Source organism: Luteococcus sanguinis (assembly GCF_039527675.1).
Lineage (GTDB): Bacteria > Actinomycetota > Actinomycetes > Propionibacteriales > Propionibacteriaceae > Luteococcus > Luteococcus sanguinis.
The window spans coordinates 1-25,621 of sequence record NZ_BAAAKI010000017.1 but is presented as its reverse complement, the minus strand read 5'-3'; the positions used below and the strand labels follow the sequence as shown (position 1 = coordinate 25,621).

Below are 25,621 nucleotides of genomic sequence, written 5' to 3'. Positions count from 1 at the left end.
GGTGAGCACCGAGCAGCAGGCCCCCGGCCAGAAGAATCCCGGCCCGAAGACCCAGGGACAGAACTCCCAGAGCCAGAGGACCCAGAACCAGAAGACCCCGGGCCAGAAGACGACCGGTCAGCCGAGCACAGCGCCCGAAACCGCCCCCGACGAGTCCCTGGTGGAGGAGTTCCTCCCCGAGCTGAGCTTTGAGCAGGCGCGGTTCGCTGCCCGACCGCCGCAGATGCGCCCCCGCGCGCGTCGCCGAGAGCAGGCCCGCCAAGGTCTTCGTCCCCCCTTCGAGCCGGACGGGCGCAACCGCGCCTATGTCGACTGGCTGGAGCAGCAGTCGATGCTGCACGACGCCACCACGCTGGCCCGCCAGCTCGCCGGCAAGCACCAGATGTGGCAGAACTCCTTCGCCTCCCCCGACCCGCGCGCCGCGGTCAACCGCGCCTCGGTCTGGTACACCGCCTATCCCCTGTCGCTCATGGGCGAACGCGGCAAGTCCTTCCTGGGCCAGATGGGCGACGAGCAGTTGTGGGAGGCCTTCGAGAAGATCGGGATCGACGCCGTGCACACCGGCCCGGTGAAGCTCGCCGGCGGTCTGGACGGCTGGACCTCAACCCCTTCGGTGGACGGCCACTTCGACCGCATCTCGATGCAGATCGACCCCGTCTTCGGCACTGAGGAGGAGTTCCGCACGATGTGCGAGACGGCCGCCCGGCATCACGGCACCGTCATCGACGACATCATCCCGGCCCACACCGGCAAGGGCGCCGACTTCCGGCTCGCCGAGCTGAACTACCGCGACTACCCCGGCATCTACCACATGGTCGACATCCCCCAGGAGGCCTGGCACCTGCTGCCGGAGGTACCCGAGGGCAAGGACGCGGTCAACCTGGACGCGCAGACCGAGAAGGCGCTGGCCGACGCCGGCTACATCATCGGCGCGATGCAGCGCGTCATCTTCTTCGAGCCGGGCGTCAAGGAGACGAACTGGTCGGCCACCCGCGAGGTGATCGACCACGCGGGCAACCCGAAGCGCTGGGTCTACCTGCACTACTTCAAGGACGGCCAGCCCTCCATCAACTGGATCGACCCCTCCTTCGCCGGCATGCGGCTGGTGATGGGTGATGCGCTGCACTCACTGCTCGACCTCGGCACCGGCGGCCTGCGTCTGGACGCGAACGGCTTCCTGGGCGTGGAGCGCTCGGTGAACGGCCCGGCTTGGTCGGAGGCACACCCCCTGTCGGCGGCGTCGAACCAGATCATCGGCTCGATGGTGCGCAAGGTGGGCGGGTTCACCTTCCAGGAGATGAACCTCGGCATGGAGGACATCCTCGCCACCTCGTCCGCCGGCCCCGACCTCTCGTATGACTTCATCACCCGTCCCGCCTACCAGTACGCCATGGCGACCGGTGACACGGAGTTCTTGCGCCTCACGATCCGTGAGGCGATGGCACTGGGCATCGACCAGGCCTCCTTGGTGCACGCGCTGCAGAACCACGACGAGCTCACCTACGAACTCGTCCACTTCGCCAACAACCACCGCGACGACATCTACGAGCTCGGCGGTGAGCAGTGGACGGGCGAGAAGTTTGCCGAGCACATCCGCGAAACCCTGCGCCAGAAGATCACCGGGAACGCCGGCCCCTACAACGCCGTCTTCACGCAGAACGGCATTGCCTGCACCAGTGCGTCCATCATCGCGGCCAGCCTGGGCATCACCGACCTGGACGAGATCACCGACGCGGACGTCCGCAAGATCACCAACGCCCACCTGCTGATGTGCATGTACAACGCCTGGCAGCCCGGTGTGTTCGCCCTGTCCGGCTGGGACCTGGTCGGCGCGCTGCCGTTGCGTCGCGAACAGGTCAAGAGCCTGATCGCCACCGGTGACACCCGATGGATCGAGCGTGGCGCCTACGACATGCTCGGCACCGCAGTTGACCAGGAGAAGTCGCTGGCCGGCATGCCCAAGGCCCGCGCACTCTACGGCGACCTGCCCACCCAGCTGGAGCAGAAGAACTCCTTCGCGAACCGCCTCACCGAGATCCTGCGGGTGCGCCGACGCAACAAGCTCGCCACCGGACGTCTGCTCGACGTTCCACCGGTCGCGCACAAGTCGCTGCTGGTGCTGGTCAACCAGCTCGAGAACGACTCGATCCAGGTCACCGCGCTGAACTTCGGCAACGAGAAGATCAGCGCTCGCATCCAGTCGGAGTTCCTGCCGTCGGGCCGCGCCTTCGACCTGTCGACCCGCAAGAAGGTCGACAACGTGGACGACCTGGGCGGTTTCTCCGTCGAGCTGTCGGCCTTCGGCGGCCTGGCGATGGTTGTCCGCGACTGAACCCGGACGCGGGCTCGGAAGACCTTTGGAGTGGTGCAGGAGAATTGAACTCGTGAGCATGATGCAGCTGTCCCCCGCTGACCAGAAGCGCGCCGCCGACCTGCGCCGCATGCGGATGCTGGCGACGGGACTGCTGGTGTTCGCCGCCGTGCTCTACATCCTGACGCTGCGTGACACACGCCATGGCTGGCTGGGCTGGGTGAACGCCGGTTCCGAGGCGGCGATGGTCGGTGCGCTCGCGGACTGGTTCGCCGTGACGGCCATCTTCCGGCACCCACTGGGCATCCCCGTCCCGCACACGGCGCTGATCAAACGTCGCAAGGACGAACTGGGCCGCAGCCTGCAGGACTTCGTGACGAACAACTTCCTCACCCCCGACATCTTCCGTGAGCGGGTGCGCGAGGCCCAGCTGCCGATGCGCGCCGGTGAGTGGCTGGCCGACGGTGGCAACCGTCGCCGGGCGCTCGCCCAGGGCGTCCGGGGTGGACGGGCGATGCTGGGCCGTATCGAGGACGACGACGTGGCGGGTGTGGTCACCGACACCTTGGTGCCCAGGCTGGTGGCCGAGCCCTTCAGCCCCGCGGCCGGCCAGCTGCTCGAGGGCGTGGTGAGCGACAAGGCCCACGAGCCGGTGGTCGACATGCTCGCGCGCGAGCTGCACGAGTGGTTGCGCCGCAACCCCGAAAAGGCCCGCGATGTCATCGGGGAGCGAGCACCCCAGTGGACTCCGCGCTGGCTGGACAAGCAGATGGTCGACTACGGCTACCAGCAGGCGCTGGAGTGGTCGATGGCCGTCCGGATGAAGACTGAGCATCCCGCCCGGATCGCGCTGACGAATTTCCTTGCGAAGCTGTCCGATGACCTGCAGAACGATCCCAAGGTGATGACCAAGGCGGAGTCCCTGAAGCAGCGGCTACTGGAGAACCCCGGTGTGGCCCCCGCGGTCGTCAACGTCTGGCACTCGGTCAGGGGATCACTGGAGGCCGCGATGGACTCCCCCGACTCCGCGTTGTGGTTGCGGGCGGACGAGTGGTTGGCCCGCGCCAGCGAACAGCTGCGGACGGACGCGGAACTGCGCGCCACCGTCGACAACCGGATCGAGGACGTCGTCGGCTTCCTGGTCGAGACCTACGGCACCGAGCTCGCGTCCGTCATCTCGACGACAGTCGACCGCTGGGACGCCGACGAGGCATCCGACCGGATCGAGCTGTTCGTGGGACGCGACCTCCAGTTCATCCGGATCAACGGCACCGTCGTGGGTGCCTTGGCCGGCCTGCTGATCCACGCCATCAGCCAGCTGGCCTGATCCGCGCTCCATCAAAACATCAGGCGAACAGTTCGTGCCGTCCCGCCCTTTCGTCGGGTCCACCTGTGCAGCGTCCATAGGATCGTCGCATGCCGCATCTGGACCACAACCTGGACTTCCGCGAGTACATCGACCGCCTTCTCGGCGAGGGCTACTCCGTGCTGCCCGACATCGCGGGCAGCGACCCCGACCTGATCGATCCGGGCGGCCGCGCTGTGGAGACCTGGCGTGAGGACTACCCCTACGACGAGCGGATGGGGCGCGAGGAGTACGAGCAGGAGAAGTACCGCCTTCAGGTGGAGCTGCTGAAGTTCCAGTACTGGACGCAGGACACCGGCGCCAAGCACCTGATCCTGTTCGAGGGACGCGACGCAGCAGGCAAGGGCGGCACCATCAAGCGCTTCGAGGAGCACCTCAACCCCCGGCACCTGCGCACGGTGGCGCTGAACAAGCCCACCACCACAGAGCAGGGCCAGTGGTACTTCCAGCGCTACATCAGCCACTTCCCCACCGCCGGCGACATGGTGCTGTTCGACCGCTCCTGGTACAACCGAGCCGGGGTCGAGCGCGTGATGGGTTTCTGCTCCGACGAGGGATACCACCAGTTCCTGACCCAGGCGCCGTTACTGGAGAAGATGATCACGAATGCGGGCATGTCCCTGACCAAGCTCTGGTTCTCAGTGACGCAGTCGGAGCAACGGACGCGCTTCGCCATCCGCCAGATCGATCCGGTGCGGCAGTGGAAGCTCTCCCCGATGGACATCGAGTCACTTGACCGGTGGCAGGCCTATGGGGATGCCAAGGACGCGATGTTCGCCGCGACGGACACCGACTACGCGCCCTGGGTGTCAATCAAGTCGAACGACAAGAAGCGGGCCCGCGTCAATGCGATGCGCTACTTCCTGAACCAGTTCGACTACCAGGGCAAGGACACCTCGGTGGTGCACGACCCCGACCCACTCATCGTGACCCGAGGCCGCGACACCCTCGGCTGAAGTCAGCTCTCGCGGTCGGCCTCGTCGGCTGTCGAGGTCTGGGAGTAGTCGTCGTTCTCCGTATCGGTCACGACGACGACCTGCTGCTCCTCGGCGGTTGGCTCGGAATCGTTCACGCCCTCGTGCTGTCCAACGGCATTGGGGGTCTGGTCGCTCATCGGGTGCTCCCTTCGGTGCGGTCTGGTGAACCCAACCTCACCAACCGGACGCGGGCAGGGCAAGGGCTTTCGCTGTCAGCGCGCCTCACGATCCCCGAGTCGTTCTTGGACGCATGCCGAAAGGGATCGACGAAGGTCCGTGCCCGTGCGGTGCGTCCGGTGCAAGACCATCGTGGGGGCACCGGACGAATTAGAAGGCGTTGGAAGGCGTGGCCCCGGGGGTCAGATACCCCACTGCTTGGCGAGCTGCTTGGCGCGTTTGGACGTTCCTCGCCCGGCCCACCAGCCCTGCAGGTCCGACAGTCGTTCCAGCACCTGCACGGCCTCGGCGCGGACGGACGGGTCCGTCTCCGCTCGCGCCTCGAGCGCCTCGGCCAGTCGCTCATGGGCAAGGATGCCGGCGTCCTTCGTGCCAGCCATCCGAGCGGACATGCGCAGGTCGTCCACGGGGTCTGTCGCCGCTTCTGCGGCTTCGCGGGCAGCCTCTTCCGCAGCGAGCCGTTCCCGCTCGGCCAGTTCTGCCGCCTCTCGGGCAAGACGCTCACGCTCCGCGCGTTCCGCTTCCACACGTGCCTGTTCGGCTTGTTCGGCAGCCAGACGCTGCTTCTCCGCCTCGGCGTGCTCCGCGGCCATCCGTTCCTGCTCCACACGCTCGGCGGTTTCGCGCGCCAGCCGCTCCTGCTCGGCCCGCTCCTCGGCCTGACGACGCTCCTGCTCGGCCCGCTCCGCTTGGACACGTCCCTGCTCGGCATCCAGACGGTCTTGCTCGACACGCTCCGCTTCGACACGAGCCCGTTCCGCTTGCTCGGCTGCCAGCCGCTCCTGCTCCGCCTCGGCCTGCTCGGCGGCAATTCGTTCCTGCTCCACACGCTCGGCGGTTTCGCGCGCCAGCCGCTCCTGCTCGGCCCGTTCCTCGGCCTGACGACGCTCCTGCTCGGCCCGCTCCTCGGCCCGACGACGCTCCTGCTCGAGCAACGCTGCCTGCTGGGCGGCCTCCAGCTCCACCCTTTCCTGGGCTTGCCTTTCCTGGGCTTCACGGGCCTCCCGCTCGGCAGTCTCTCGCGCCTCAACCTCGGCGAACCGCGCGGCACGCTCCTCGGACTCCTTGCGTTCCCGCTCCGACCGGGCAGCCGCTGCTCGCAGCTCGGCGACCGCACGCTCCCGCGCCTCGGCCTCACGCTGCTCGTCGATGCGGCGCATCAGTTCCTCGTCCGACACCTGGTCGACGACCGGAGCCGCGACCGCTGGACCAACCCTGCGGGTGCTGCCCGCCAGCGATCGCTCGTCCGACAGGTTGTGCCAGTAGGGCGGGTCACCCGCCCCGCGCAGCACCACGCCACGGGCGCGGGCATCGACGAGGGCCCGATCGTCAGCGTCGGCGGGCCCGGCAGCCCGCACCTCGGCGGCCAGCCTGTCGAACTCAGCCAGCGCCGCAGCGGCACCCTGGTCACCACGAGCCGAAAGAACCTCGTGACGCACCAGATGCGCCCGGGCCTGCGAAGCCACCGGCACGTCGATGGCACGGTGGGCAGCGATCCGGCTGAACACACCGTCGATCGTCCGCTGTGCGGCATCGGCTTGCCCGCCGGCGAGTTCCGCGCGCGCGATCGACGGTGCCACCAGCGCTTGGACCGGAAGGTACGTACCGACCGGCTTCTCCACCTTGTAGAGCTTCTGGAGCGCCTCCAGGGCAGCCTCGGCCGCAGCCTGCGCCTCCTGCACGCGTCCAGCACCCAGCAGCGCCTCGGCCTGCTCCCCACGAGCCAGCGCGACATCGACGCGTCCCTGCTCGGAACGGCGGGCGGCCATCTTTTGCAACAGGTCGGCCATCTGCCCCCGCAGGGTCAGCGATCCCTCCACGTCCCCCTGCGCCGCGAGTCGTCCGGCCAGATCACGCTGGATCGTCACCAGCGGCGTCGCGACGCGATCAAGGTGGGGCCTGGTCATCCGGGGCAACTGCTGGAGGTCGTCGGCTGTCCAGCGCTGCCATACCTCCAGGGCCTCGCGGTTGGCGACCACGGCATCGGCGGGCAGGTTCGCGGCCCATCGTGCGTCCGCCTGTGCCAACAGAGCATCCAGTAGGAGCGCCACCAGGTGGGGGTCATCTCCGAAGCCAGCTTCGCGTGCCCGGGCCACTGCCGCATCTGCGTGGGCATTTGCCGCGGCAATGTCGCCGCTGAACAACAATCCGGAGGTCACGGCGAGCAGGGTGAGGACGGCGTCGCGGGGCGCGAGGTGGGCGGGCAGCCCCGGCGTGGTGAGCTGGTCGGCCCAGGAGTAGGCGACCTCGGCAGTCTGTGCTCCGCCCTGCGCGAAGCCCATGCCGGTCTGGAGCCGGGCGACGTGACCCAGCGCGCTGAAGTAGCGGGCGGCGTCGGCCATCGGGGTGTACGGGCCGACCGGACCACGGCTCGCGACCAGTCGGTCGGCGGCCTGGACGGCCTCCTGCGCCTCGGCGACGGCATCCGCCCATCGGTGGGCGACCAGGCGCAGAGCGGTGGCTTCGTTCAGCTGGTCCACCAACTCGTCCGACTTGGCAGGGTCGCTCAGCACGCGCGTCCGCAACTGCTTGGCCATCGACGTGGCCTGCTTGAGGGCCTTCGCGTGCTCATCGCGAGGGGTGGTGTCTGCCATCGGGAGTGCTCCTAGGGCCGTGGTGTCCCCCACAGCCTAGTCAGCACCCCCGATGGAGCACCGGATCAGCGGCTCAGGACAGGACGGCGAGCGCGGCGTCGTAGTCGGGTTCGGTGGAGATCTCGGGGACGAGCTGCGAGTGCAGCACGTTGCCCTGCTCGTCGAGGACGACGACGGCGCGCGCCAGCAGGCCCCGCAGCGGACCAGCGGTCTGGATGACGCCGAAGTCATCACCGAAGGTGCCCCGGAAGTCGGAGCCGACGACGACGTTCTCGATGCCCTCGGCGCCACAGAAGCGGGCCTGGGCGAAGGGAAGGTCCTTGCTGACGCACACGACGATGGCATTCTCGAGACCGGCCGCACGCTCGTTGAAGGTGCGGACGCTCATCGCGCAGGTGCCGGTGTCAATGCTCGGGAAGATGTTCAGCACCACGCGGGTGCCGGCGAACCGGTCGGACGTGACGTCGGACAGGTCCTTGCCGACCAGTGTGAAGGCCGGAGCGGCGGCGCCGACCTCGGGGAGATCGCCGGAGGTCTCGATGGGGGTGCCCTTGAATGCGGTGGTTGCCATGCCCCGTGTCTAGCACACGCAACCCAACATGTGGCGCGGTCTGATCATGGCGCAAGTTAAGGCATTGCCCTAATATGAACCATATGAAGGCACAGGACTCAATCACGGGCTTCGCTCTGACGATGGACCAGCGGGCGAGTCGCTCGAACGACGACCGGGTGCCCGAGGCCCTCGAGCACCTGAACGGTGCGCTGGGACGCGCGCTCGACCTGCGCTTCGAACGCACCGCCGGGGACGAGGTGCAGGCGCTGACCCGCTACCCCGGCGCCGTCGTGCGCGCCGTCGTCGAGACGGCGCGTCTGGGAGGCTGGCGCCTGGGAATCGGGCTGGGGCAGGTCGAGACTCCGCTCCCCGACAGCACGCGTGCCGCCCGCGGCGGTGCCTACCTGGCGGCCCGAACGGCCATCGGGGACGCGCGCAAGGTCGCCTCCGGCATTGCCTTGGTCGCAGCGAACGAGCGCGGCAGAACTGTCAGTGGGCCCGGTTACGGTGAATCCGTCCGACAGGCAGAAACCGCGTTGTGGCTGGTGCACGAGCTCGCGAGCAGGCGCAGCGCGCAGGGATGGGAGGTGGTCGACATGCTCGACCAAGGCATGACATCGGCACAGGTCGCCGACGAGCTGGGCATCAGCCCGTCCGCGGTGAGCCAGCGCGTCCGGCTGGCCCACCGGCTGGAGGTGCAACGCGGTGCCGAGCTGAGCACCCGCCTGCTCGCGGACGCCCTCACCCACGCGCAGGCCGCCCGATGACCGGCTGGGAACTGACCGCTGCCCGCGCCGCCGTGATCGCCCTGTTGGGGCTGTTCGCGGTGCTGGGCGGCAGCCCGATCGTCCGCGGCACCTTCCGGCTGGTGGACCGAACCACCACCCGGGAGGTGAACCAGGCCGCTGCGGACCCGGCCTCCCCCGACCTGCCCAGCGTCAAGAGCGTCGAGCGGGCCACTCGCAAGCTGCGTGGCGGCATCTGGATCGGACGGTTGGAACGCATCGCCATCTACGCGGGGCTGGTGGCCCACTACCCGGAGGCGATCGCGATCAGCTTGGCCCTCAAGGGCCTCGCGCGCTACCCGGAGCTGAAGGCGCCCTCACCCGGTGCCGCCGAGGGATTCATCATTGGCACATTCGTCAGCGTGCTGTGGGCGTGCGCGTGCGCCGGTCTCGGCCTCTGGTTCGCGGGGCTGCTCTGATGGCGCTGCTCTGCGACGCACCCCGCTGGCCCGCGCACGGCACGGTCTACGGTCACCTCGTCAGCGACCACTCCTTGGACGAGTTGCACGACTTCGCCGCCGGCATCGGCATGAACCCGCGGTCCTTCGACCATGACCACTACGACCTCGCCCGAGAGCGCCTGGATGCGGCGCTGGCGGCAGGAGCGCAGCTGACCCCCGAACGGCAACTGGTCGCCAGGGTCCGCGCCGCCGGACTGCGGATCGCGCCCGACCAGAAGGTGCCGAGCCGTTCCCTCGCACACCGGATGCTGGTGAACCGCTGGCAGGGGTTGCTGCCCCAGGCTCCCGATTTGGGGGATGATCTCCTGGCTCGCTACGTGGAGCCACAGCGGCACTACCATGACGTCCGGCACCTGGCCGAGATGGTCACCCACCTCGACGAACTCGCCCCCGCGGCGCATACGCCGAGGGTGGAGGAACTCGCGGCATGGTTCCACGACGCGGTGTGGCATGGCGTCGCCGGGAGCGACGAGGAGCAGTCAGCCCAACTCGCCGAGCGCGAGCTGACGGGCCTGCTGGACGACGAAGAGGTGACGGAGGTGGCACGGCTGGTGAGGTTGACGTCCACCCACTCCCCCCAAGCCGGTGACGTGTCGGGCGCCCGGGTGTGTGATGCCGACCTCGCGATCCTCGGCTCGGCGCCGGGCCGCTACCAGACCAGCGTCCGTGACATCCGGCTGGAGTTCGGCCACTTCACCAACGCCGACTGGCGAACGGGTCGGGCCATGGTGCTGGAACGCTTCCTCGACCACGAGCACCTGTTCACCTCGTCGGCCGCACGTCGGCGATGGGAGGCGAGTGCCCGCATGAACATTGGCCACGAGCTCACCCGGCTGGCCGCGGGCGTCAGCACCGGTCTGTGATGGGGTCGGCCCCGAGGACGCGCCCCTAGAGTGGCGGCCATGGCGAACACCTCCCTGCGGGCGCTGCGAGCGTTCACGAACCATGTCCGCGTCCCCTTCGGCACCTACAACCTCCGTCCGGTCACCGCGACGACCCAGCCGGGTACCGGGGTGTACCGATCTGCGATGTTGTGGGGCGCCACCCGGGCAGACCTGGCCGAACTCCAGCAGCTGGGCGTCCGTCTGGTGATCGACCTGCGCACAGCGAAGGTGCGCGCGAACTTCCCTGACCCACACCTGCCGGGTGCGGTGGGCGTCCATGTCGACATCCACGGCATCGAGGAGAATCTTCCGGTTGCGCGGGAGACCCCGCAGGACGTGATGGCCGTGATGCAGCAGCGCTACCGCAACCTGGTGCGGCTGCCCAGCCAGCGCCAGAAGGTCGCCGAGGTGATGCGGCTGATCGCCGACGAACCGGGGGCCGTGATCTTCCACTGCACGGACGGAAAGGATCGCACCGGCTGGATCGCCGTGCTGTTGCAGCACCTGCACGGCGACTCGATGCAGACGATCTGGCAGTACTACCTCGACTCCAACCGGCACGTCGAATCGATGCGTGACTTCCGCTACCGGGCCAACCAGCTCACCGGCGGAACCAGACTCGCCGAGCGCAAGCGCCCGTCAGACCTCGTCCACCCCAGCTACCTACGCGCCGCGCTGGAGACCGTTACCGCAGACTATGGCGACCTGGACGGCTACCTGAGCGACGGGCTGGGCTTGGACGAGGCGACCTTGGAGCGCCTGCGCGCCAAGCTGTGAGGCTTCAGTCGAGCAGGGTGCGGGTTTCGTCCTCGGTGAGTGGACGGTCGCGCAAGCGAGACTCGCGCATGGACGCCACGATCAGCCACACAAGCAGCGGCAGCGAAATGACCAGCAGCAGCACCAGAGTGGGTAACAGGGCTAAGCTCACGCGCCCAGCCTAGGTCAGGGCATTACCGTCGTCGGCGCCGAGTTTGCCCCAGGCGTCGAACCGGCGGCCTCCGTCGCTCCGGTTCGACACCGCGCTGCGGGACAATGGACCCATGAGCAACTACCAGCAGCCGTACCAGTACAACCAGCAGCCCCAGTGGCGGCCGACCGGTGCGGCCGACATTCCACCGGAGGACCGCAGCGCCGCCGCCCTGGCACACGCCTCCACCCTGATCGCGATGGTCATCAGCGCTGGCTGGTTGAGCTTCGTGGGCCCGCTGATCATGTGGATGCTGTGGCGCGACCGCTCCCCCTACGTCCGCCGCGCGGCCGCAGGCGCCTTCAACTTCAACATCTGGCTGACGATCGCCACGATCATCGGCTGGATCATGATCTTCACCGTCATCCTGTTCCCGATCGGCATCGGTCTGATCTTCATCACCAGCGTCATGCAGATCTGGTCGCACCTGCGCGCCACCTTGCGCTCGCTGCGGGGAGAGGACTACCGCTACCCCTTCCAGACGCAGATCCTCAAGTGATCACGCGCCGTGACAGCACAGCAGTTCTCGGGTGACCTGGCTGGGGCCCGCTTCGCGGACGGCGACCTGACCGGTTCGCTGTTCCGCGGGGTGGACCTCAGCCGGTCCCGCTTCCAGGGCGTCATGCTGCACGACGTCGAGGTGGACGGCGACATCGACGGGTTGGTCATCAACGGCGTCCGCATCGACGAGTTGCTGCGCGCCGAACTGGAACGGCGAGAACCCGACCGCGTGCTGCTGCGCGGACGGACAGTGCACGAGCTGGCGCGCGGCTGGGAGGCCTGCCGGGAGCGCTGGGTGGCCACGGAGCAGTTGTTGGACGCACTGCCACCCGAGGCGTGCGTCACCCGTGTCGGCGGTGAGTGGTCGGCGGTCGAGACGATCAGGCACCTGGTCTTCGTGACCGACGCGTGGTTCCGTCGCGCGGTGCTGGGCCTGCCCCAGCCCTTCAGCCCGTTGGGCCTTGCGCCTGACTGGATGGAGCAGACGCACGCCATGGGTCTGAACCCGGCCGCCTCCCCCACGCTCGCCGAGCTGTGCGCCGTGCGGGCGGAACAGTCGGACGAACTCGTCGAGTGGTTCGAACAGGTCGGGGACGACGACCTCGAGCTCCCCGGCCCGTGGAGCGACGAGCCGGGATTCCCCGCCGACCCCTCCGCCACGACTGTCGGGGACGCACTGCGACTGCTGCTCATCGAGGAGTTCGAGCACCACCGCTCCTGCCGCCGAGACTTGGAGCGTGGCGGCTGGCTGCGCTCGGATCAGGGAGCGACGCGATAGCGGTACTCGTGGTGCACGGTGAACCCAAGGCGCTCGTACAGGCCCCGGGCGCCGCGGTTGTCCGCAAGCACCTGGAGGTAGGCGAACCGCGCCGGTGCCCCACTCGCCCGTTCCCCGAGCCCACGACTTTGGCGTTCCCCTGTCTGCACACCATGCCCGGGCCCGTCCAGGGGTTTCGCCGCCCCGCCCACGCGTAACGCGGCGAGTGCGAGCGCGCGTCCATACCCTTTTCCGCGCACCTCCGGGCGCACGAACAATCCGCTGACCCCCACCCAGTCGTCCGTCCGGACCGCCCGCACACAGCCCACCGCCTCGCCGTCCACCACGGCCGTGCCGTAGCTGGCCGGGGCCGCGGTCAGCACGTCCAACCGGGCAGGGTGCTCGGAAGGTTCGCAACCCAACCACACCTCGTCCGGAACCGAGGCCCACTGCACGAACAGGTCTGAGCTCTCCGGCAGCGCAGGCCGACGCAGGTCTCGCACCATCACGACACTCGGCGTGCGCACGGCCCAGCCGGCACCCGCCAGCCGTTCGTCCAACACCCGTCCTGGTTCGTTGCCCTCGTCGAAGCTCCGCGCGGCCACCTGGACAGACGGAGACAAGCCGCGCTCGCGGTACCGACCGACGACCTCCTCGATCGCGTCGCCCACGTCCATCCCCGGGTCCCCCAGCGGCAGGCAGGAGTTCGCCCGGGAGCTGTGGCCGTCCCCGTAGTGCAGCTCCCAGCCGCCGAGGCGCTCACTGGCCAGACCGGGCCAGCCCCGTGCGGCGAGCCGCTGGATGTCGTCCACGGACGAGGTGGGACGCACCGCACGCGGCGGCGCGACCCGAGCAGCCCGGACGGATGCGACCGGCACCCGGACCGGCCCCCGGCCCACAGGCAACAGCTCCACGCAGCACTCGTCCAGCCCCATCAGGTGGCCCACGACGTCGTGGGCTCCGGCCTGGTCGACGTAACGGATGCTGAGGCGCCCACCGACAGGGGGCGTGGGGATTTGGACCATTCAACAACCCTAGACTTCGCAACCATGGGTGAAGATCTCAGCCGGGACGCCGCGGGGCTGCGCCGCACGGTCGTGCTGGTCGCGCTGTTGAACCTCGCCTACTTCTTCGTCGAGGGCGCCGTGGCTCTGGCCATCGGCTCGGTGAGCCTGTTCGCCGACTCGGTTGACTTCTTCGAGGACTTCGCGGTCAACTCCCTGATCGCGCTGGCTCTGGGCTGGTCGCTCGCGAACCGGGCCCGGGCCGGCAAGCTGATGGCTCTGATCATCTTGATGCCCGCCATCGCGGCGCTGTGGCAGGCAATCGCCAAGTTCAACAATCCCACCCCACCTGAGGTGCAAAGCCTCGCGTTCACCGCCGGCGGCGCGATCATCGTCAACATCGCGTGCACCTGGCTGCTGGCCCGCTGGCGCCACCACGGCGGCTCGATGACCTCGGCGGCCTTCCTCGCCGCCCGCAACGACGTCTTCGCGAACCTGGCGATCATCGCGATGGCTGGCATCACCGCACTCACCCACTCCGGTTGGCCGGACATCGTGCTGGGGTTGTTCATCGTCGTCCTCAACGCGACGGCGGCCAAGGAGGTCTGGGAGGTTGCCGAGTCGGAGTCCCTGGCCGCCCGAGCGCTGGCCGGCGAGGACATTGACGACGACTGACATCTCAGTCAGCGGACCAACTTTCTTGATGTCAACACAAGCTGTGAGACTTCCCCCGGAACCGTTCTCATGGAGGAGAAACCAATGGCTGACATCGTCGTCGGACCCGAGCTGGCTCGCAGCTGGCTGCTCATCAATGGCCTGCACACCGACCGCTACGCGCTGGTTGGCCAAGCCGATGTCGTCGTACTGGACATCGAGGATGCCGTCGCCCCCGCCAACAAGGAACAGGCCCGCCGAAACGTCGTCGAGTACCTGTCCACCGGGGAACATCACGCCTGGGTGCGGATCAACGGTTTCGGGACGGAGTACTGGGAGTCCGACTGCCGCGCTCTGGCTGGGCTGCCGGGTCTGGACGGCGTCTTCCTCGCGATGGTCGAGTCGCCGGAGCACGTGATCCGCACCTCGCAGCTGGTGCCCGACGCGAAGATCGTCGCGCTGGTGGAGACCGCCCGCGGCATCAACCACCTGACGCAGATCGCCGCCAGCCGAAACACCTTCCGGCTGGCCTTCGGCCTGGGCGACTACCGCCGCGACACCGGCTTCGCGGACGACCCGATGGTGCTCGCCTACACCCGCAGCCAGTTCACCATCGCCGCGCGGGCCGCCGGGCTGCCCGGCCCGATCGACGGCCCCGCCGTCGGGGCGACCGGCGTGGCGCTGGCAGATGCTGCTGGTGTCACCAGCGAGTTCGGCATGACCGGCAAGATCTGCCTGATGCCCGAGCAGACCGCCACCGTCAACGAGATTCTCTCCCCCAGCATCAACGACATGTCGTGGGCGCTGGACTTCCTCAAGGAGTTCGGGGATGCGGGCGGCCAGATCCGCAATGGGTCCGACCTGCCCCGACTGGCCCGCGCCAACAAGATCCTGTCGCTGGCCCAGTCCTTCAGCATGACCCCGCCCGACGGCTACCACCACTTCCCAGCGCCCTCGGACACCTACCACTGCTGATTGCCGAGGTCGCGGACGACAACGACGGACGTGCTGGTGGAATACCCCACCAGCCCGTCCGTCTGTCATGTTGCCCAGCCGCGTCGCCTCGGTGAGGGAGGCCTCAGGTAAGGCAGCCCTCAGTCCGCGAGCAGGCCGCGGCGTGCCAACAGGGGTTCGATGACGGCGTCGCGGCCACGGAAGGCGCGGTAGCTCTCCAGCGGGTCGCGGGTGCGTCCGCGTGAGAGCAACTCGGTGCGGAAGTGGTCCCCGTTGGCGCGGGTGAGGCCGCCGTTGTCGCGGAACCACTCGACGGTGTCCGCGTCCAGCACCTCGCTCCAGATGTAGGCGTAGTACTTGCCGTCATAGCCCGAGCCGAAGGTGTGCTGGAAGTAGGCCGTCCGGTAGCGCGGCGCGACATAGGGGTTGGCCAGCCCGATCCGCTCCAGCGCCTCGGCTTCGAAGGCCTCGACGCCATCCGGGGCGATGACCGTGCCCGGTGCGAGCCGGTGCCATTCCTGGTCCAGCAGCGCAGCCCCTAGGTACTCGGTGGTGGCGAAGCCCTCGTTGAACAGGGCCGATTCACGAAGGCTGTCCAGCACCGACTGGTCGATCGGTTCGTCGGTCTCGAAGTGGCGGGCGTAGTGCTGCACCACCTCGGGCCAGGTGATCCACATCTCGTTCACCTGGCTGGGGAACTCGACGAAGTCGCGCGGCACCGAGGTACCCGAGAAGGACGAATAGGTCGCCTGCGAGAACAGCCCGTGCAGGGCATGGCCGAACTCGTGGAACATCGTCGTCACCTCGTCCAGGCTGAGCAGGACGGGCTCCCCGGCGGCGGGCTTGGGGACATTGAGGTTGTTGACGATCACCGGACGCTCGTCGTTGAGGAAGTTCTGCTCGACCAGGGCATTCATCCACGCACCGCCCCGCTTGGACTCACGGGCGTGGACGTCGTGGATGAACAGCCCCAGCGCGTGGCCGTCGGCGTCGAAGACCTCGAAGATGCGGGCGTCGGGGTGGTAGGTGGTCCACCGCGGACGCTCCTCGAAGGTGATGCCGTACAGCTCGGTGGCGGCGTGGAAGACGCCGTCGCGCAGCACCCGGTCGTACTCGAAGAAGGGCCGCAGTGCGGCGGTGTCGATCGCGTAGCGCTGCTCGCGCAACTGGTCGGCGTAGTAGGCCCAGTCCCATGGCGACAACTCGAAGCGCTCGGTGCCCGACTGCTCGCACTGGGCGTCGATGACCGCCTGCAGGGCCTCGGCCTCGCGGTACATGTTGGCGACGGCCGGGGCGGCCAGGGGGTACACCACCTCGGTGATCCGAGCCGGGTCGCCGACGGTCTGGTCGGCTACGGCCAAGCTGACGTGGTTGGGGTGCCCCATCAGGCCGGCCCGTTCGGCGCGCAGCGCGGTCATCCGGCTGACCAGTGGACGGTTGTCCCACTCATTGTCCCGCCGGCCCTTGATGGCGGTCGCCTCATAGATGCGCTGGCGGGAGGTCCGGTTGGTCAGCTGTGACAAGAAGGGGTGGACGCTGAAGTTGCGCAGCGCGACCAGGTACTTGCCCGCCTGGCCGCGGTCGGCGGCGGCACTCGCGCAGGACGACAGCAGGCCTTCGGTGAGCCCGTCGAGTTCCTCGGCGGAGTCGAACAGCACCGCCAGGTCGTTGGTGTCGTTGAGCAGGTTCTTCTCGAACCGGCTGGAGAGCTCCGAGAGCTCCTGGTTGATCTCACCGAGCCGCGCCTTCGCGTCGGCGTCCAGCGCTGCGCCGGACAGCTCGAAGCCGCGCAGCGTCTCCGAGACCAGGTAGCGCGACTCGTCGTCCAGGCTGGAAAGGTCCGCGTTGGCCACCTGCTTGATCCGCTGGTACAGCGCGTCGTTGAAGCTGATCGCGTCCTGGTGCGCGGCGAGCTTCGGGGACAGTTCCAACTCGAGGTCGCGCAGTTCCTCGTCCGAGTCGCTGGCGAGCTTGTTGAAGAAGATCCGCATCGAGCGCTTCAACACCCGTCCGGAGTTCTCCAGCGCCACGACGGTGTTCTCGAAGGTGGGCGCCTCGTCGTTGGCCGCGATCGCCGCGACCTCGGCTTCCTGTGCCGCCAGCCCCGTCTCGATTGCCTCGCGGTAGTCGGCGGTGGTGAGCACGGACAGGTCGGGCAGCCCATAGGGCGCATCAGTGGGGGTCAGCAGCGGATTGGACATGCAGCCACCCTAGCCACGCTCACCGACAGCGCCCTTGGTGCGAACCGCCTACTCGAAGGGGGACGGATCTCCCGCGCCGGCCCGGACAACCACTGGTTCGTCCCCGCTGAGGTCGACGACGGTGGTGGGGCCGACGCCGACGTCTCCGGAATCCAGCACCGCGTCGACGAGGTTCCCGAGCTCGTCCGCGATCGTCCAGCCGTCGGTCATCGGCTCGGTGGCGTCCGGCAGGATCAACGAGGACGAGGTGAGCGGCGTCCCCAGCTCGGACAGCAGTGCGAGCGCGGTGACGTGATCGGGGACGCGCACGCCAACGGTCTTCTTCTTGGCGTGCAGCATCGCGCGGGGCAGTTCGCGCGTCGCCGGGAGGATGAAGGTGTATGGGCCAGGCGTCGCGGCCTTCACCGCGCGGAAGACGCGGTTGTCCATCTGCACGTACTCACCCAGGTGCGCGAACTCGCTGACCACCAGCGTGAAGTGGTGCTTGTCGTCCAGTTGGCGCAGCTTCTTGATCCGCTCCAGGGCGTCCTTGTCGCCCATCCGGCAACCGAGCGCGAAGCCGGAGTCGGTCGGGTACGCCACCAGTCCCCCGCCCCGGACGATGTCGGCGACCTGCGTGATCGATCGCGCCTGCGGGTTGTCGGGGTGGACGTCGAAGTAGCGGGCCATGTCATGCCTCCATCGCGAAGTCGAGGAATTGCTGGATCGTGCGGTCCCAGTAACCCCACTCGTGGGTTCCGGGCTGGTAGTCGGCGACCAGGTCGACACCGGCGCTGCGGGCGGCGGCCTCGAAGGTGCGGTTGTGCTCGACCAACTGGTCCTCGGTGCCGCAGGTCATCCACATCCGCGGCAGGGACGCGACGTCGGCCTGCCCGACTAGGTGCACCAGGTCGTCGTCCGTGCCCGCGATCGGACGATCGCCCCAGACCGGGGAGACGGTTTCGTCCGGCCGAGGACTGCGCGGTGAGGTGGCCATGTCCAGGCAGCCGCTCAACGAACCCGCGGCGGCGAACCGATCTGGTTGGCGCAGCGCCAGCTTGAAGGCGCCATAACCGCCCATCGACAGGCCTGCGACGAAGGTGTCCTCGCGCGCGTCAGAGACGGTGAACTGCTCGGCGACCAGCGCCGGAAGCTCCTGCGAGACGTAGTCCCAGTACCGCCGTCCGTACACCTCGTTGCAGTAGAAGCTCGTCCCGGCATTGGGCATCACGACTGCCAGCCCACGGTCGGACGCGTATCGCTCGATCGAGGTGCGCCGCAGCCAGATCGTGTCGTCGTCGGAGTAGCCGTGCAGCAGGTACAACACCGGGGTGTGCTGGCGGACGGTTCCCGCCAGGCCGATCTGCCCGGACGTGCGTTGCGGCAGCAGCACCGTCGCGGACGTGGACACCCCCAAGGTCTCGGCGAAGAAGTTGGCGCGGAACTGGATCATGTCCGTCAGTCTGCCCCGCAGACGCCCGTGGTGCACCCTCTGACCATGAGGTCGTGCTCGTCAGGCGGGTGTCAGGACCGCTTCGGCGCTCCCGGTGGCGTGCAGTTGGTCCACGCGCACCAGGCTCAGGAAGGTCGTGTCGACGCTGGCGGAGGTGTGGACGCTGAGCACCCCCGCCGCGAGGCCCACCTCGCCGGTCACCTCGGGATGCGCGGCCACCACTGCGCGGGCCGCGGCCAAACCCTCCGCGATGCCATCGCGCCCCACGAGCCGTTCGGCGGCGGTGGCGTCGCTGCCCGCGCGGGCAGCCTGCGCGGCGACGGCCTCGGCAGTGCGGCGGGCGCTCACCTGGGCTCCCCCGTCGATGACCAGACCCGCGACCATCAGCAGTGCCAGCACCACTCCCGAGAACATCACCGAGACGCTCATGCCGCGCTGGTTTCGTCGTCCGACTCGTCGACTCATGCGCGCAGCCTGCCACTCGGCAGGGTCACCCGGCCCCTGCTCGTCCCAGACGGCAGCCGATCCAATAGGCTGGCGATGTCCGACTCATGTTCGAGGAAAGGGTCCATCCACATGGTCCAGAAGGTTGCCCTGCTCACCGCTGGCGGCTTCGCGCCCTGCCTGTCCACGGCCGTTGCAGGCCTGATCGAGCGCTACACCGAGGTCGCCCCCGATGTCGAGATCATCGCCTACAAGCACGGCTACCAGGGTCTGCTGAAGGGTGACTACTTCACCGTCACCCCCGAGGTTCGCCAGAACGCCAAGGTGCTGGAGCAGTTCGGCGGCTCGCCCATCGGCAACTCCCGCGTCAAGCTCACCAACGCCAAGGACCTGGTCAAGCGCGGTCTCGTAGACGAGGGCGACAACCCGCTGAAGGTGGCCGCCGACCGTCTCGTCGAGGACGGCGTCGACGTGCTGCACACCATTGGTGGTGACGACACCAACACCACGGCCGCCGACCTGGCCGCCTTCCTGCACGAGAACAAGTACGAGCTGACGGTCGTGGGCCTGCCCAAGACCATCGACAACGACGTGATCCCGATCAAGCAGTCGCTGGGTGCCTGGACCGCCGCCGAGCAGGGCGCCGGTTTCGCCCGCAACATCGTCGGTGAGCACAACTCGGGCTCGCGCATGCTGATCATCCACGAGGTCATGGGCCGCAACTGTGGCTGGCTGACGGCCGCCACCGCGCAGAAGTACCGCGAGTGGCTCGACTCGGTCGAGACCTGGGTGCCCGAGATCGGTCTGAGCAAGGAGGCCTGGGACGTGCACGCCGTCTACGTGCCCGAGGCCGAGATCGACCTGGCTGCCGAGGCCGAGCGCCTCACCAAGGTGATGGACGAGGTCGGCAATGTCACGATCTTCCTCTCCGAGGGAGCCGGCTTGGAGTCGATCATCGCCGAGATGGAGAAGCAGGGCCAGGAGGTCCCGCGCGACCCCTTCGGCCACGTGAAGCTCGACAAGGTCAACCCCGGTGCATGGTTCGGCGACCAGTTCGCCAAGCTGCTGAAGGCCGAGAAGGTCATGGTGCAGAAGTCGGGCTACTACTCCCGCGCTGCTGCCTCCAACCAGGCCGACCTGGACCTGATCCACCAGTGCACCGACCTGGCCGTCGACTGCGCCCTGCGCGGCGAGCCCGGCGTGATCGGTGAGGACGAGGAGAACGGCGACGTGCTGAGCGCCATCGCCTTCGACCGGATCAAGGGCGGCAAGCCCTTCGACATCGGCCAGCCCTGGTTCACCGAAATGCTGTCGACGATCGGCCAGCCCGCTCCGGTCGCCGTCCAGCACGCCCCGGAGCACTGAGGCACACAAGCACCAACCAGAAGGCCGCGTCCCCGAGGGGGGCGCGGCCTTCGCGTTCTCTCCGACCACGTTCCCTGACAGGTTCGTGACATCGATCATCTGCATAATGCCGAGAACCGGACGTTGGACGTCGAGCGCTGGCGTAGCCCCGGGCGAGGCTCACCGCTACGGCGTGATGACCTGCAACGGACCCTCGTCAGTCGTCGGTGGTTCAAAGTCATCGAAGTAGGCCGCCGCCGTTTCCGGGCTCAGGGTGAAGTCATCCCCGTGCCCAAGGAACCGAGCACCGACCCGATCCAGACACGTCTGCCGATCCGTGGCCAGGTAGATCGTCTCCGGCACCACCCCGAACGGTTCCACCACACCGCGCCAGTCGTCGCGCATCCGCCGTGACCAGAACGAGAAGTCGAGCACTACGTCTCGCCCCTCGACAAGCAGCTCGGCCAGGCGACGCCGAAGGTCCCTGTCTATCGCGGCATGGTCCACCGTCGACAGCGGCATCACACGCAGTCCCCGCGCCCACGCCTCCTGATCAAACGACAACCGGACGAAACCGGCCTCCTCAAGCCCCCGAGCCACCGTCGACTTGCCCGAGCCCGCCGGACCACACATGAAGACCACCCGCGTCATGCCCCCAACCTACGAGGCAAGCCCTCCCGTCGACGTCCGCATTTGCCGCGGGGATCAAGCGATCTTGAAGCTTTCGTCACCGAAGCTGACCGCAACTTCGAGCTTGCCGCCGAGGGCCTGCACGTATCGGCGGAGCGTGTCGACCTGGGTGTGGTCGATGTCGCCCCGCTCGATCGCGGAGACCCGGTTCTGGGTGACCGACAACTCCTTGGCGAGCTCCACCTGGGTCATGTCGAACTGCTCGCGAAGTTCACGCAGCTTGTAGGCACGGACCTCGGCGAGCAAGCGCTTCTCGTGCGCCTCGACCGCCTCCCAGTTCGGGGGGCGTCGGGCGGCCAGGTCGTCCAGCGTGGTCATTGCCGTCCCTTTCGTAGGTGGTCGAGGTGGTCACGGTAACGACGTTCCGCGACCGGGATGTTCTTGGTGTACCAACGTTGCCAGTCGCCGGCCTTGTCGCCGGCCACCAGCATGATGGCCCGTCACCTCGGGTCGAACGCGAACAGCATTCTGATCTCGCTGCGACCTGTGGAGCCGGGCCGCAGTTCCTTCAGGCTTTTCACATTGCTGCCCTTGATGGTGTCCACCAACGGTCTGCCCAAGGTGGGACCCTCACGGGACAAGACCCGCAACGCGGCGAACACCTGGTCGTAGTCCTCGCTGCTGAGGCCGTCCAACCAGTCGTCGACCAGCCTCAGGTCCAGTTCCCACACAACACCAGAGTACAACTTGAGGGTTCTACAACAAAGCTATTGTGGAAAGATGGATAGCCACAGCAGCCTTGACTGACATGACCACGGCACAACCCCTTCTGCTCTTCGGGCAGGCAGACCCGCTGCTGCGTGCGGTCGCGGCCTACCTGGCCCGGTACAAGGGCCTCACCCGGACCCCCACAGAGTCAGACCTACGCATCTGGCTGCGCTGGTGCGCCGAGCACCGCCTGGACCCCCTCCAGGCGCAGCGCGCACACATCGAGCTCTACCTGCGGTGGATGCAGGAAGTCCGCGGCTTCAAACCCTCCACCATCTCCCGACGCCTGTCGGTCGTGGTCGGCTTCTACCGCATCTGCGTCATCGACGGCGCCCTGGCCGTCTCGCCTGCCGACCACGTCCGACGGCCGAACGTGCCACCCGAGTCACCCACCCTCGGGCTGTCACACCTGCAATTCGAGGCCATGCTCACCGCGGGCAAGAACTCCGGCAACGTCAACGACTTCGCTCTGGTCGCCATGCTTGGGCTCCTCGGCCTGAGGATCTTCGAGGCCTGCGGGGCAAACATCGAGGACCTCGGCGAGGAACACGGCCACCGGGTGTTGAAGGTCAGGGGCAAGGGCGGCAAGGTCGTCCAAACCCCACTCCCACCCGCAGTCCAACGAGCCGTAGAGCGCGCCGTCGACGGCCGCACATCCGGGCCGATCCTGCGCTGCTCCCGCGGGAGCCGGATGGATCGCCACTCCGCGACCAGGCGCCTGCGTGCCCTGGCCAAGACCGCCGGGGTGACCACGGCGCGGATGCACCCTCACATGCTGCGCCACACCTTCGTCACCACCATGCTCGACGCCGGCGTGGATCTCCGCGACGTGCAGATCGCCGCCCGCCACGCGGACCCGCGAACGACCATGCGGTACGACCGCGCTCGCAACAACCTCGACCGTCACCCCAACTACATTCTCGCCGCCTACATGGCATCGGGGACATGACCAGGCAAACGCACTACTTTGCCGCTGTAAGTGGCTACATTGTCTTTGGCGACCGCCCCGCCCAGCACCACGCGAAGGGGAGCACATCCTCGGTCGAAGGCCACACTGACGTCCGGAAAGCAGAGACCGTGACCGACTCCAGCCCACGAACCGACGCTCGCACGGCGTTGCGCGACCAACTGGCCATCGAATGGTCCTACGCCAACGAGTACATCATCGGGCAGATCAGCCCGGAACTCGCAGCATGGAAGCCGTGCCATTCGAGCGTCACCGTGCACGAGACGCCCAACGGATGGACCGCCGACTGGATTGACGAGGACAACGACACGGTCCCGGCCCCACCGACCATCGGCTGGCTCCTGTGGCACATCGAGTGGTGGTGGACCAACACCCTGGCCCAGGTCAACAACGAACCCATGTCCGACCCGGCTGACTTCCTCGGCAGTGGCAGCACCCACCGCATCATGGAGCTGAAGGCCCAGTGGGACGATGTCCTCGCCACGCGCGACCTCGACGAGCCAATCGATTGGGTCATGCCCACTCCCCAGCCCCTCGGATGTGTGGCCGGGTGGGTGAACTTCGAACTGGCCAAGAACCTCTCCGAAATCGGCCAGCTCAAAATGCTGCACGCCAACCGTTAGCTCGTCCCGACAGCCAGCCAAACGTACCCACGTGCCGCAGGTGGGTTGTCCAGCTGGTTCGATGGTGACGTGACCAGCTCCCCCGAAGCAGTGTCCATCCCTCGACCCAGTCGTCCGTGGCTGTGCGTGGTGGCCGGCAGGCCCGGCACGGGAAAGACCACCGTGGCAAAGGGACTGGCTGGGGCCACGGGGGCGTGCTACCTGCGCGTCGATGCAGTCGAGACCGCCCTGCGGCGCGCCGGCAACGACATTGGGCCCGAGGGGTACTTCATCGTCCACGAGCTGGCGGCCTCCAACCTCCTGGTCGGCAACGCAGTGGTGGTCGACGCCGTGAACCCGGTCCCCGAGGCGCGGCAGGGATGGCAGGAGACCGCTGCCCGCGCTGGTGCGCGACTCGTCGTCCTCGAGACGTCCTTGAGCGATGAAGCCGAGCACCGGCGTCGCGTCGAGACCCGGGCCGCCGACATTCCAGGGCACAGAGTGCCCACGTGGGAAGAGGTCCAAGACGACGGCTGGGTGCAATGGGATGCCCTGCGCGACGGCCCTCGAACCCTCGTCGACACATCCAACGCGGAAGCCGCCTTGGCCGAAGCGAAAGCGGCCATCCAACTGTCCTGAGCAACGCCCTCTCTTGCCGCGACCAGGTCGTTCCGTTCTGACTCGGTGTTGGCAAATGCGTCGCCGCCTGACGACCCGTCGTGGCACGATCCGTACCATGACTGACCCCGATGATCCGGCGATCTACCAGCTGCCCGTCGCCGACCAGCTGCCCGTGTTCCTCGACCAGCACCGGGAGATGATCTTGGGGTTGCTCAACGGTCTGACTGAGGCCGAAGCGCGCCGTTCCCTCGTACCGTCCAAGACGACACTGTTGGGCCTGGTCAAACACGCCACCTTCGTCGAACAGGTCTGGTTCTCGGAAGCCGTGACCGGGCGCTCACGCGCCGAGCTGGGCATCGTGGACGGACCTGACGAGTCCTTCGCACTCTCACCCGAGGACACCATCGTGTCCGTGACGACGACCTACACCAAGACCGTCCGGGCTTCGCGCGCCGCTGTTGACGCCCTGGCTCTCGATGAGGTGTTGCTCGGGAATCGTCGGGGACCGCTTCCCCTGGGCTGGGTATGCCTCCACGTCCTCCGGGAGCTGGCCCAACACTGTGGACACGGGGACATTCTGCGCGAGCAGATCCTCGCCCAGCGGTCGGAGCTCGGATCCTAAACTGCCGCTGGGCGCCATCAGGGTCTGGTGCTCCTATCTGGTGTCAAGCTGCTGTGAGCCATTCTCGGTAGCGGTGGGCGAGGTCGTCGCTGCGTCTCTTGCCGAGTTCGATCTCGGAGATTCGTGCGGGCCAGGTGCCGCAGGCTTCGGCGGCGTTGGTGAGGGTGATGTTCTTGGCTTGGCGGGCGGGTCGTAGGTTGGTGTAGTTCGGGATCTCGCAGTGGCCGGTCAGGGCGCGGTAGACCTCTCGGGCGAGTGCTCGTTTGAGGGAGCGGTGGACGGCTGCGAGGGTCCAGCCGGCGTCGAGGTGCTTGTCGCGGTAGTCGCGGGTGCGTTGGTCGTGGCTCATGCGGACCTTGATGGCTTGGTGGAGGGCCCAGTTGGCTTGCCGATCGCCGCCGCGGGAGAGGCGGTGGTGTTGGGTCTTGCCGGATGAGACGGGGATGGGGCTGGTTCCGCAGAGCGCGGCGAAGGAAGCGGGGCTGCGCAGCCGGTCGGGGTTGTCTCCGGCAGTGATGAGCAGGACTGCTGCCAGGGCTGGGCCGATGCCATGGATGGCGCGCAGCCCGGGATTCCTTGCCGTGGTGTGGGTGTCGAGTTGCGCGTCGAGGTCGTCGAGTTCGGCGCGCAGGAACTGGTGGCGTCGGGTCAGGCTGCGCAGGGCTCGCAAGGTGGTGGCGTCGGCCAGGTCGTTGATCTGGTCCGGGCGAGTGGCGGCCAGCAGGTCGATGAGCTTGTCACGGCCCAGATCACGGTACTTGTCACGCAGCCGGGGGCTGGCGTTGACCAGGATGGAGCCGATCTGGCGCCAGCAGGCCTGGAGGATTTGTTGGCGCTTCGGCGGGTCACCACCAGAGCGCGCAGAGATTCGATCGTGTCGCGCTTGGGGTGGGTGGTGGCCTCGCCGGAGATCACGGAGCGGGCGGCGCGGTAGGCGTCGAGACGGTCGGTCTTGCCTTGTTTGCGGCGCTCCGCGGGCCGGGTGCGGTTGACCTCAACCACCTGGATACCGTTGCGGCGCAAGGCCGCGGTGATCCCGACGCCG

At 67.9% G+C, this 25,621-nt stretch carries 30 protein-coding genes; 16 read left to right on the top strand and 14 right to left on the bottom strand.

The genetic code is table 11. The annotated features are described in order from the left end of the window. The first annotated feature begins 1 nt into the window (after position 1). From treS to ppk2, 3 genes are all read left to right on the top strand, one after another. On the top strand, positions 2-2,332 hold the full coding sequence (treS, locus tag ABD089_RS11820; protein WP_343886625.1) for a maltose alpha-D-glucosyltransferase: 2,331 nt from the start codon (positions 2-4) through the stop codon (positions 2,330-2,332). A 58-nt stretch (positions 2,333-2,390) separates the two neighbouring features. Beyond that, entirely contained in the window at positions 2,391-3,638 is a 1,248-nt protein-coding gene (locus ABD089_RS11815; RefSeq protein WP_343886691.1) for a DUF445 domain-containing protein, read from the top strand. An 89-nt stretch (positions 3,639-3,727) separates the two neighbouring features. Continuing rightward, positions 3,728-4,633 (top strand): polyphosphate kinase 2, encoded by a 906-nt coding sequence (ppk2, locus tag ABD089_RS11810; protein ID WP_343886624.1) that lies wholly within the window; start codon positions 3,728-3,730, stop codon positions 4,631-4,633. Positions 4,634-4,635: 2 nt separating this feature from the next. On the opposite strand, the gene ABD089_RS11805 is transcribed toward ppk2, so the two are convergent. The 3 genes from ABD089_RS11805 to tpx form a co-directional block, all read right to left on the bottom strand. Next, on the bottom strand, positions 4,636-4,791 hold the full coding sequence (locus tag ABD089_RS11805; protein ID WP_343886623.1) for a hypothetical protein: 156 nt from the start codon (positions 4,789-4,791) through the stop codon (positions 4,636-4,638). A 222-nt stretch (positions 4,792-5,013) separates the two neighbouring features. Next, positions 5,014-7,425 carry a coiled-coil domain-containing protein gene (locus ABD089_RS11800; RefSeq protein WP_343886622.1) on the bottom strand — a complete coding sequence of 804 codons (2,412 nt, stop codon included), beginning with the start codon at positions 7,423-7,425 and terminating at the stop codon, positions 5,014-5,016. A gap of 73 nt (positions 7,426-7,498) precedes the next feature. After that, on the bottom strand, positions 7,499-7,996 hold the full coding sequence (tpx, locus tag ABD089_RS11795; protein ID WP_343886621.1) for a thiol peroxidase: 498 nt from the start codon (positions 7,994-7,996) through the stop codon (positions 7,499-7,501). 83 nt (positions 7,997-8,079) lie between these two features. Here tpx and ABD089_RS11790 point away from each other — a divergent pair, with 83 nt between their 5' ends. From ABD089_RS11790 to ABD089_RS11775, 4 genes are read left to right on the top strand one after another with little or no spacing between them, the layout of a single operon-like run. After that, entirely contained in the window at positions 8,080-8,745 is a 666-nt protein-coding gene (locus tag ABD089_RS11790; RefSeq protein WP_343886620.1) for a hypothetical protein, read from the top strand. After that, positions 8,742-9,182, top strand: a complete 441-nt coding sequence (locus ABD089_RS11785) for a hypothetical protein (protein ID WP_343886619.1) — start codon at positions 8,742-8,744, stop codon at positions 9,180-9,182. Before ABD089_RS11790 ends, ABD089_RS11785 begins: the two co-directional genes overlap by 4 nt. Further along, entirely contained in the window at positions 9,182-10,087 is a 906-nt protein-coding gene (locus tag ABD089_RS11780; protein WP_343886618.1) for a DUF4031 domain-containing protein, read from the top strand. The genes ABD089_RS11785 and ABD089_RS11780 overlap by 1 nt, the downstream gene beginning before the upstream one ends. Positions 10,088-10,126: 39 nt before the next feature. Next, positions 10,127-10,885, top strand: coding sequence for a tyrosine-protein phosphatase (locus ABD089_RS11775; protein ID WP_343886617.1), 759 nt, complete (start codon positions 10,127-10,129; stop codon positions 10,883-10,885). Between the two features lie 4 nt (positions 10,886-10,889). On the opposite strand, the gene ABD089_RS11770 is transcribed toward ABD089_RS11775, so the two are convergent. Next, the gene (locus ABD089_RS11770) at positions 10,890-11,036 is read right to left on the bottom strand and encodes a hypothetical protein (protein ID WP_343886616.1); all 147 of its coding nucleotides are present in this window, start codon (positions 11,034-11,036) and stop codon (positions 10,890-10,892) included. A 112-nt stretch (positions 11,037-11,148) separates the two neighbouring features. Here ABD089_RS11770 and ABD089_RS11765 point away from each other — a divergent pair, with 112 nt between their 5' ends. Both ABD089_RS11765 and ABD089_RS11760 read left to right on the top strand, forming a co-directional pair. Then, positions 11,149-11,574: a DUF4870 domain-containing protein gene (locus ABD089_RS11765; protein ID WP_343886614.1), complete on the top strand. Its 426-nt coding sequence runs from the start codon at positions 11,149-11,151 to the stop codon at positions 11,572-11,574. A 9-nt stretch (positions 11,575-11,583) separates the two neighbouring features. Continuing rightward, the gene (locus ABD089_RS11760; RefSeq protein ID WP_343886613.1) at positions 11,584-12,354 is read left to right on the top strand and encodes a DinB family protein; all 771 of its coding nucleotides are present in this window, start codon (positions 11,584-11,586) and stop codon (positions 12,352-12,354) included. Here ABD089_RS11760 and ABD089_RS11755 read toward each other — a convergent pair. Beyond that, positions 12,336-13,358, bottom strand: a complete 1,023-nt coding sequence (locus ABD089_RS11755; RefSeq protein ID WP_343886612.1) for a GNAT family N-acetyltransferase — start codon at positions 13,356-13,358, stop codon at positions 12,336-12,338. The genes ABD089_RS11760 and ABD089_RS11755 overlap by 19 nt on opposite strands. A gap of 24 nt (positions 13,359-13,382) precedes the next feature. Between ABD089_RS11755 and ABD089_RS11750 the strand changes: the two genes are divergently transcribed. Next, positions 13,383-14,012, top strand: coding sequence for a cation efflux transmembrane domain-containing protein (locus tag ABD089_RS11750; protein ID WP_343886611.1), 630 nt, complete (start codon positions 13,383-13,385; stop codon positions 14,010-14,012). A gap of 84 nt (positions 14,013-14,096) precedes the next feature. Beyond that, positions 14,097-14,966, top strand: a complete 870-nt coding sequence (locus ABD089_RS11745; RefSeq protein WP_343886609.1) for an HpcH/HpaI aldolase/citrate lyase family protein — start codon at positions 14,097-14,099, stop codon at positions 14,964-14,966. 119 nt (positions 14,967-15,085) lie between these two features. On the opposite strand, the gene ABD089_RS11740 is transcribed toward ABD089_RS11745, so the two are convergent. From ABD089_RS11740 to ABD089_RS11725, 4 genes are read right to left on the bottom strand one after another with little or no spacing between them, the layout of a single operon-like run. After that, positions 15,086-17,146 carry a M3 family metallopeptidase gene (locus ABD089_RS11740; protein ID WP_343886608.1) on the bottom strand — a complete coding sequence of 687 codons (2,061 nt, stop codon included), beginning with the start codon at positions 17,144-17,146 and terminating at the stop codon, positions 15,086-15,088. Between the two features lie 48 nt (positions 17,147-17,194). After that, a complete protein-coding gene (locus ABD089_RS11735) occupies positions 17,195-17,815 on the bottom strand; it encodes an L-threonylcarbamoyladenylate synthase (RefSeq protein ID WP_343886607.1) in 621 nt (206 codons plus the stop codon). A 1-nt stretch (position 17,816) separates the two neighbouring features. Next, the gene (locus tag ABD089_RS11730; RefSeq protein ID WP_343886605.1) at positions 17,817-18,578 is read right to left on the bottom strand and encodes an alpha/beta hydrolase; all 762 of its coding nucleotides are present in this window, start codon (positions 18,576-18,578) and stop codon (positions 17,817-17,819) included. Positions 18,579-18,638: 60 nt separating this feature from the next. Beyond that, complete coding sequence (locus tag ABD089_RS11725) at positions 18,639-19,043, bottom strand: pilus assembly protein TadG-related protein (RefSeq protein ID WP_343886604.1); 405 nt, start codon at positions 19,041-19,043, stop codon at positions 18,639-18,641. 111 nt (positions 19,044-19,154) lie between these two features. On the opposite strand from ABD089_RS11725, the gene ABD089_RS11720 reads away from it, so the two are divergent. Continuing rightward, complete coding sequence (locus ABD089_RS11720) at positions 19,155-20,387, top strand: pyrophosphate--fructose-6-phosphate 1-phosphotransferase (protein WP_343886603.1); 1,233 nt, start codon at positions 19,155-19,157, stop codon at positions 20,385-20,387. Positions 20,388-20,552: 165 nt separating this feature from the next. Here ABD089_RS11720 and ABD089_RS11715 read toward each other — a convergent pair whose 3' ends face one another. From ABD089_RS11715 to ABD089_RS11705, 3 genes are all read right to left on the bottom strand, one after another. After that, positions 20,553-21,017 (bottom strand): P-loop nucleotide/nucleoside kinase family protein, encoded by a 465-nt coding sequence (locus ABD089_RS11715; protein WP_343886602.1) that lies wholly within the window; start codon positions 21,015-21,017, stop codon positions 20,553-20,555. 54 nt (positions 21,018-21,071) lie between these two features. Next, entirely contained in the window at positions 21,072-21,374 is a 303-nt protein-coding gene (locus ABD089_RS11710) for a helix-turn-helix domain-containing protein (RefSeq protein ID WP_343886601.1), read from the bottom strand. A gap of 122 nt (positions 21,375-21,496) precedes the next feature. Next, on the bottom strand, positions 21,497-21,727 hold the full coding sequence (locus ABD089_RS11705) for a type II toxin-antitoxin system RelE/ParE family toxin (RefSeq protein WP_343886599.1): 231 nt from the start codon (positions 21,725-21,727) through the stop codon (positions 21,497-21,499). A gap of 77 nt (positions 21,728-21,804) precedes the next feature. Here ABD089_RS11705 and ABD089_RS11700 point away from each other — a divergent pair, with 77 nt between their 5' ends. The 4 genes from ABD089_RS11700 (at position 21,805) to ABD089_RS11685 (ending at position 24,576) form a co-directional block, all read left to right on the top strand. Continuing rightward, positions 21,805-22,713 (top strand): tyrosine-type recombinase/integrase, encoded by a 909-nt coding sequence (locus tag ABD089_RS11700; protein WP_343886598.1) that lies wholly within the window; start codon positions 21,805-21,807, stop codon positions 22,711-22,713. Positions 22,714-22,841: 128 nt separating this feature from the next. Continuing rightward, positions 22,842-23,354, top strand: coding sequence for a DinB family protein (locus tag ABD089_RS11695; RefSeq protein ID WP_343886597.1), 513 nt, complete (start codon positions 22,842-22,844; stop codon positions 23,352-23,354). Positions 23,355-23,423: 69 nt separating this feature from the next. Then, positions 23,424-23,972 carry a P-loop nucleotide/nucleoside kinase family protein gene (locus ABD089_RS11690; protein WP_343886595.1) on the top strand — a complete coding sequence of 183 codons (549 nt, stop codon included), beginning with the start codon at positions 23,424-23,426 and terminating at the stop codon, positions 23,970-23,972. A gap of 97 nt (positions 23,973-24,069) precedes the next feature. Beyond that, positions 24,070-24,576, top strand: a complete 507-nt coding sequence (locus ABD089_RS11685; RefSeq protein WP_343886594.1) for a DinB family protein — start codon at positions 24,070-24,072, stop codon at positions 24,574-24,576. 43 nt (positions 24,577-24,619) lie between these two features. Here the strand turns inward: ABD089_RS11685 and ABD089_RS11680 are convergent, their stop codons facing one another. Together ABD089_RS11680 and ABD089_RS13900 are read right to left on the bottom strand one after the other, a co-directional pair. Then, positions 24,620-25,246 (bottom strand): transposase, encoded by a 627-nt coding sequence (locus ABD089_RS11680; protein WP_343886593.1) that lies wholly within the window; start codon positions 25,244-25,246, stop codon positions 24,620-24,622. Continuing rightward, on the bottom strand, positions 25,225-25,599 hold the full coding sequence (locus ABD089_RS13900; RefSeq protein ID WP_486336250.1) for a hypothetical protein: 375 nt from the start codon (positions 25,597-25,599) through the stop codon (positions 25,225-25,227). Before ABD089_RS13900 ends, ABD089_RS11680 begins: the two co-directional genes overlap by 22 nt. Positions 25,600-25,621: the final 22 nt, after the last annotated feature.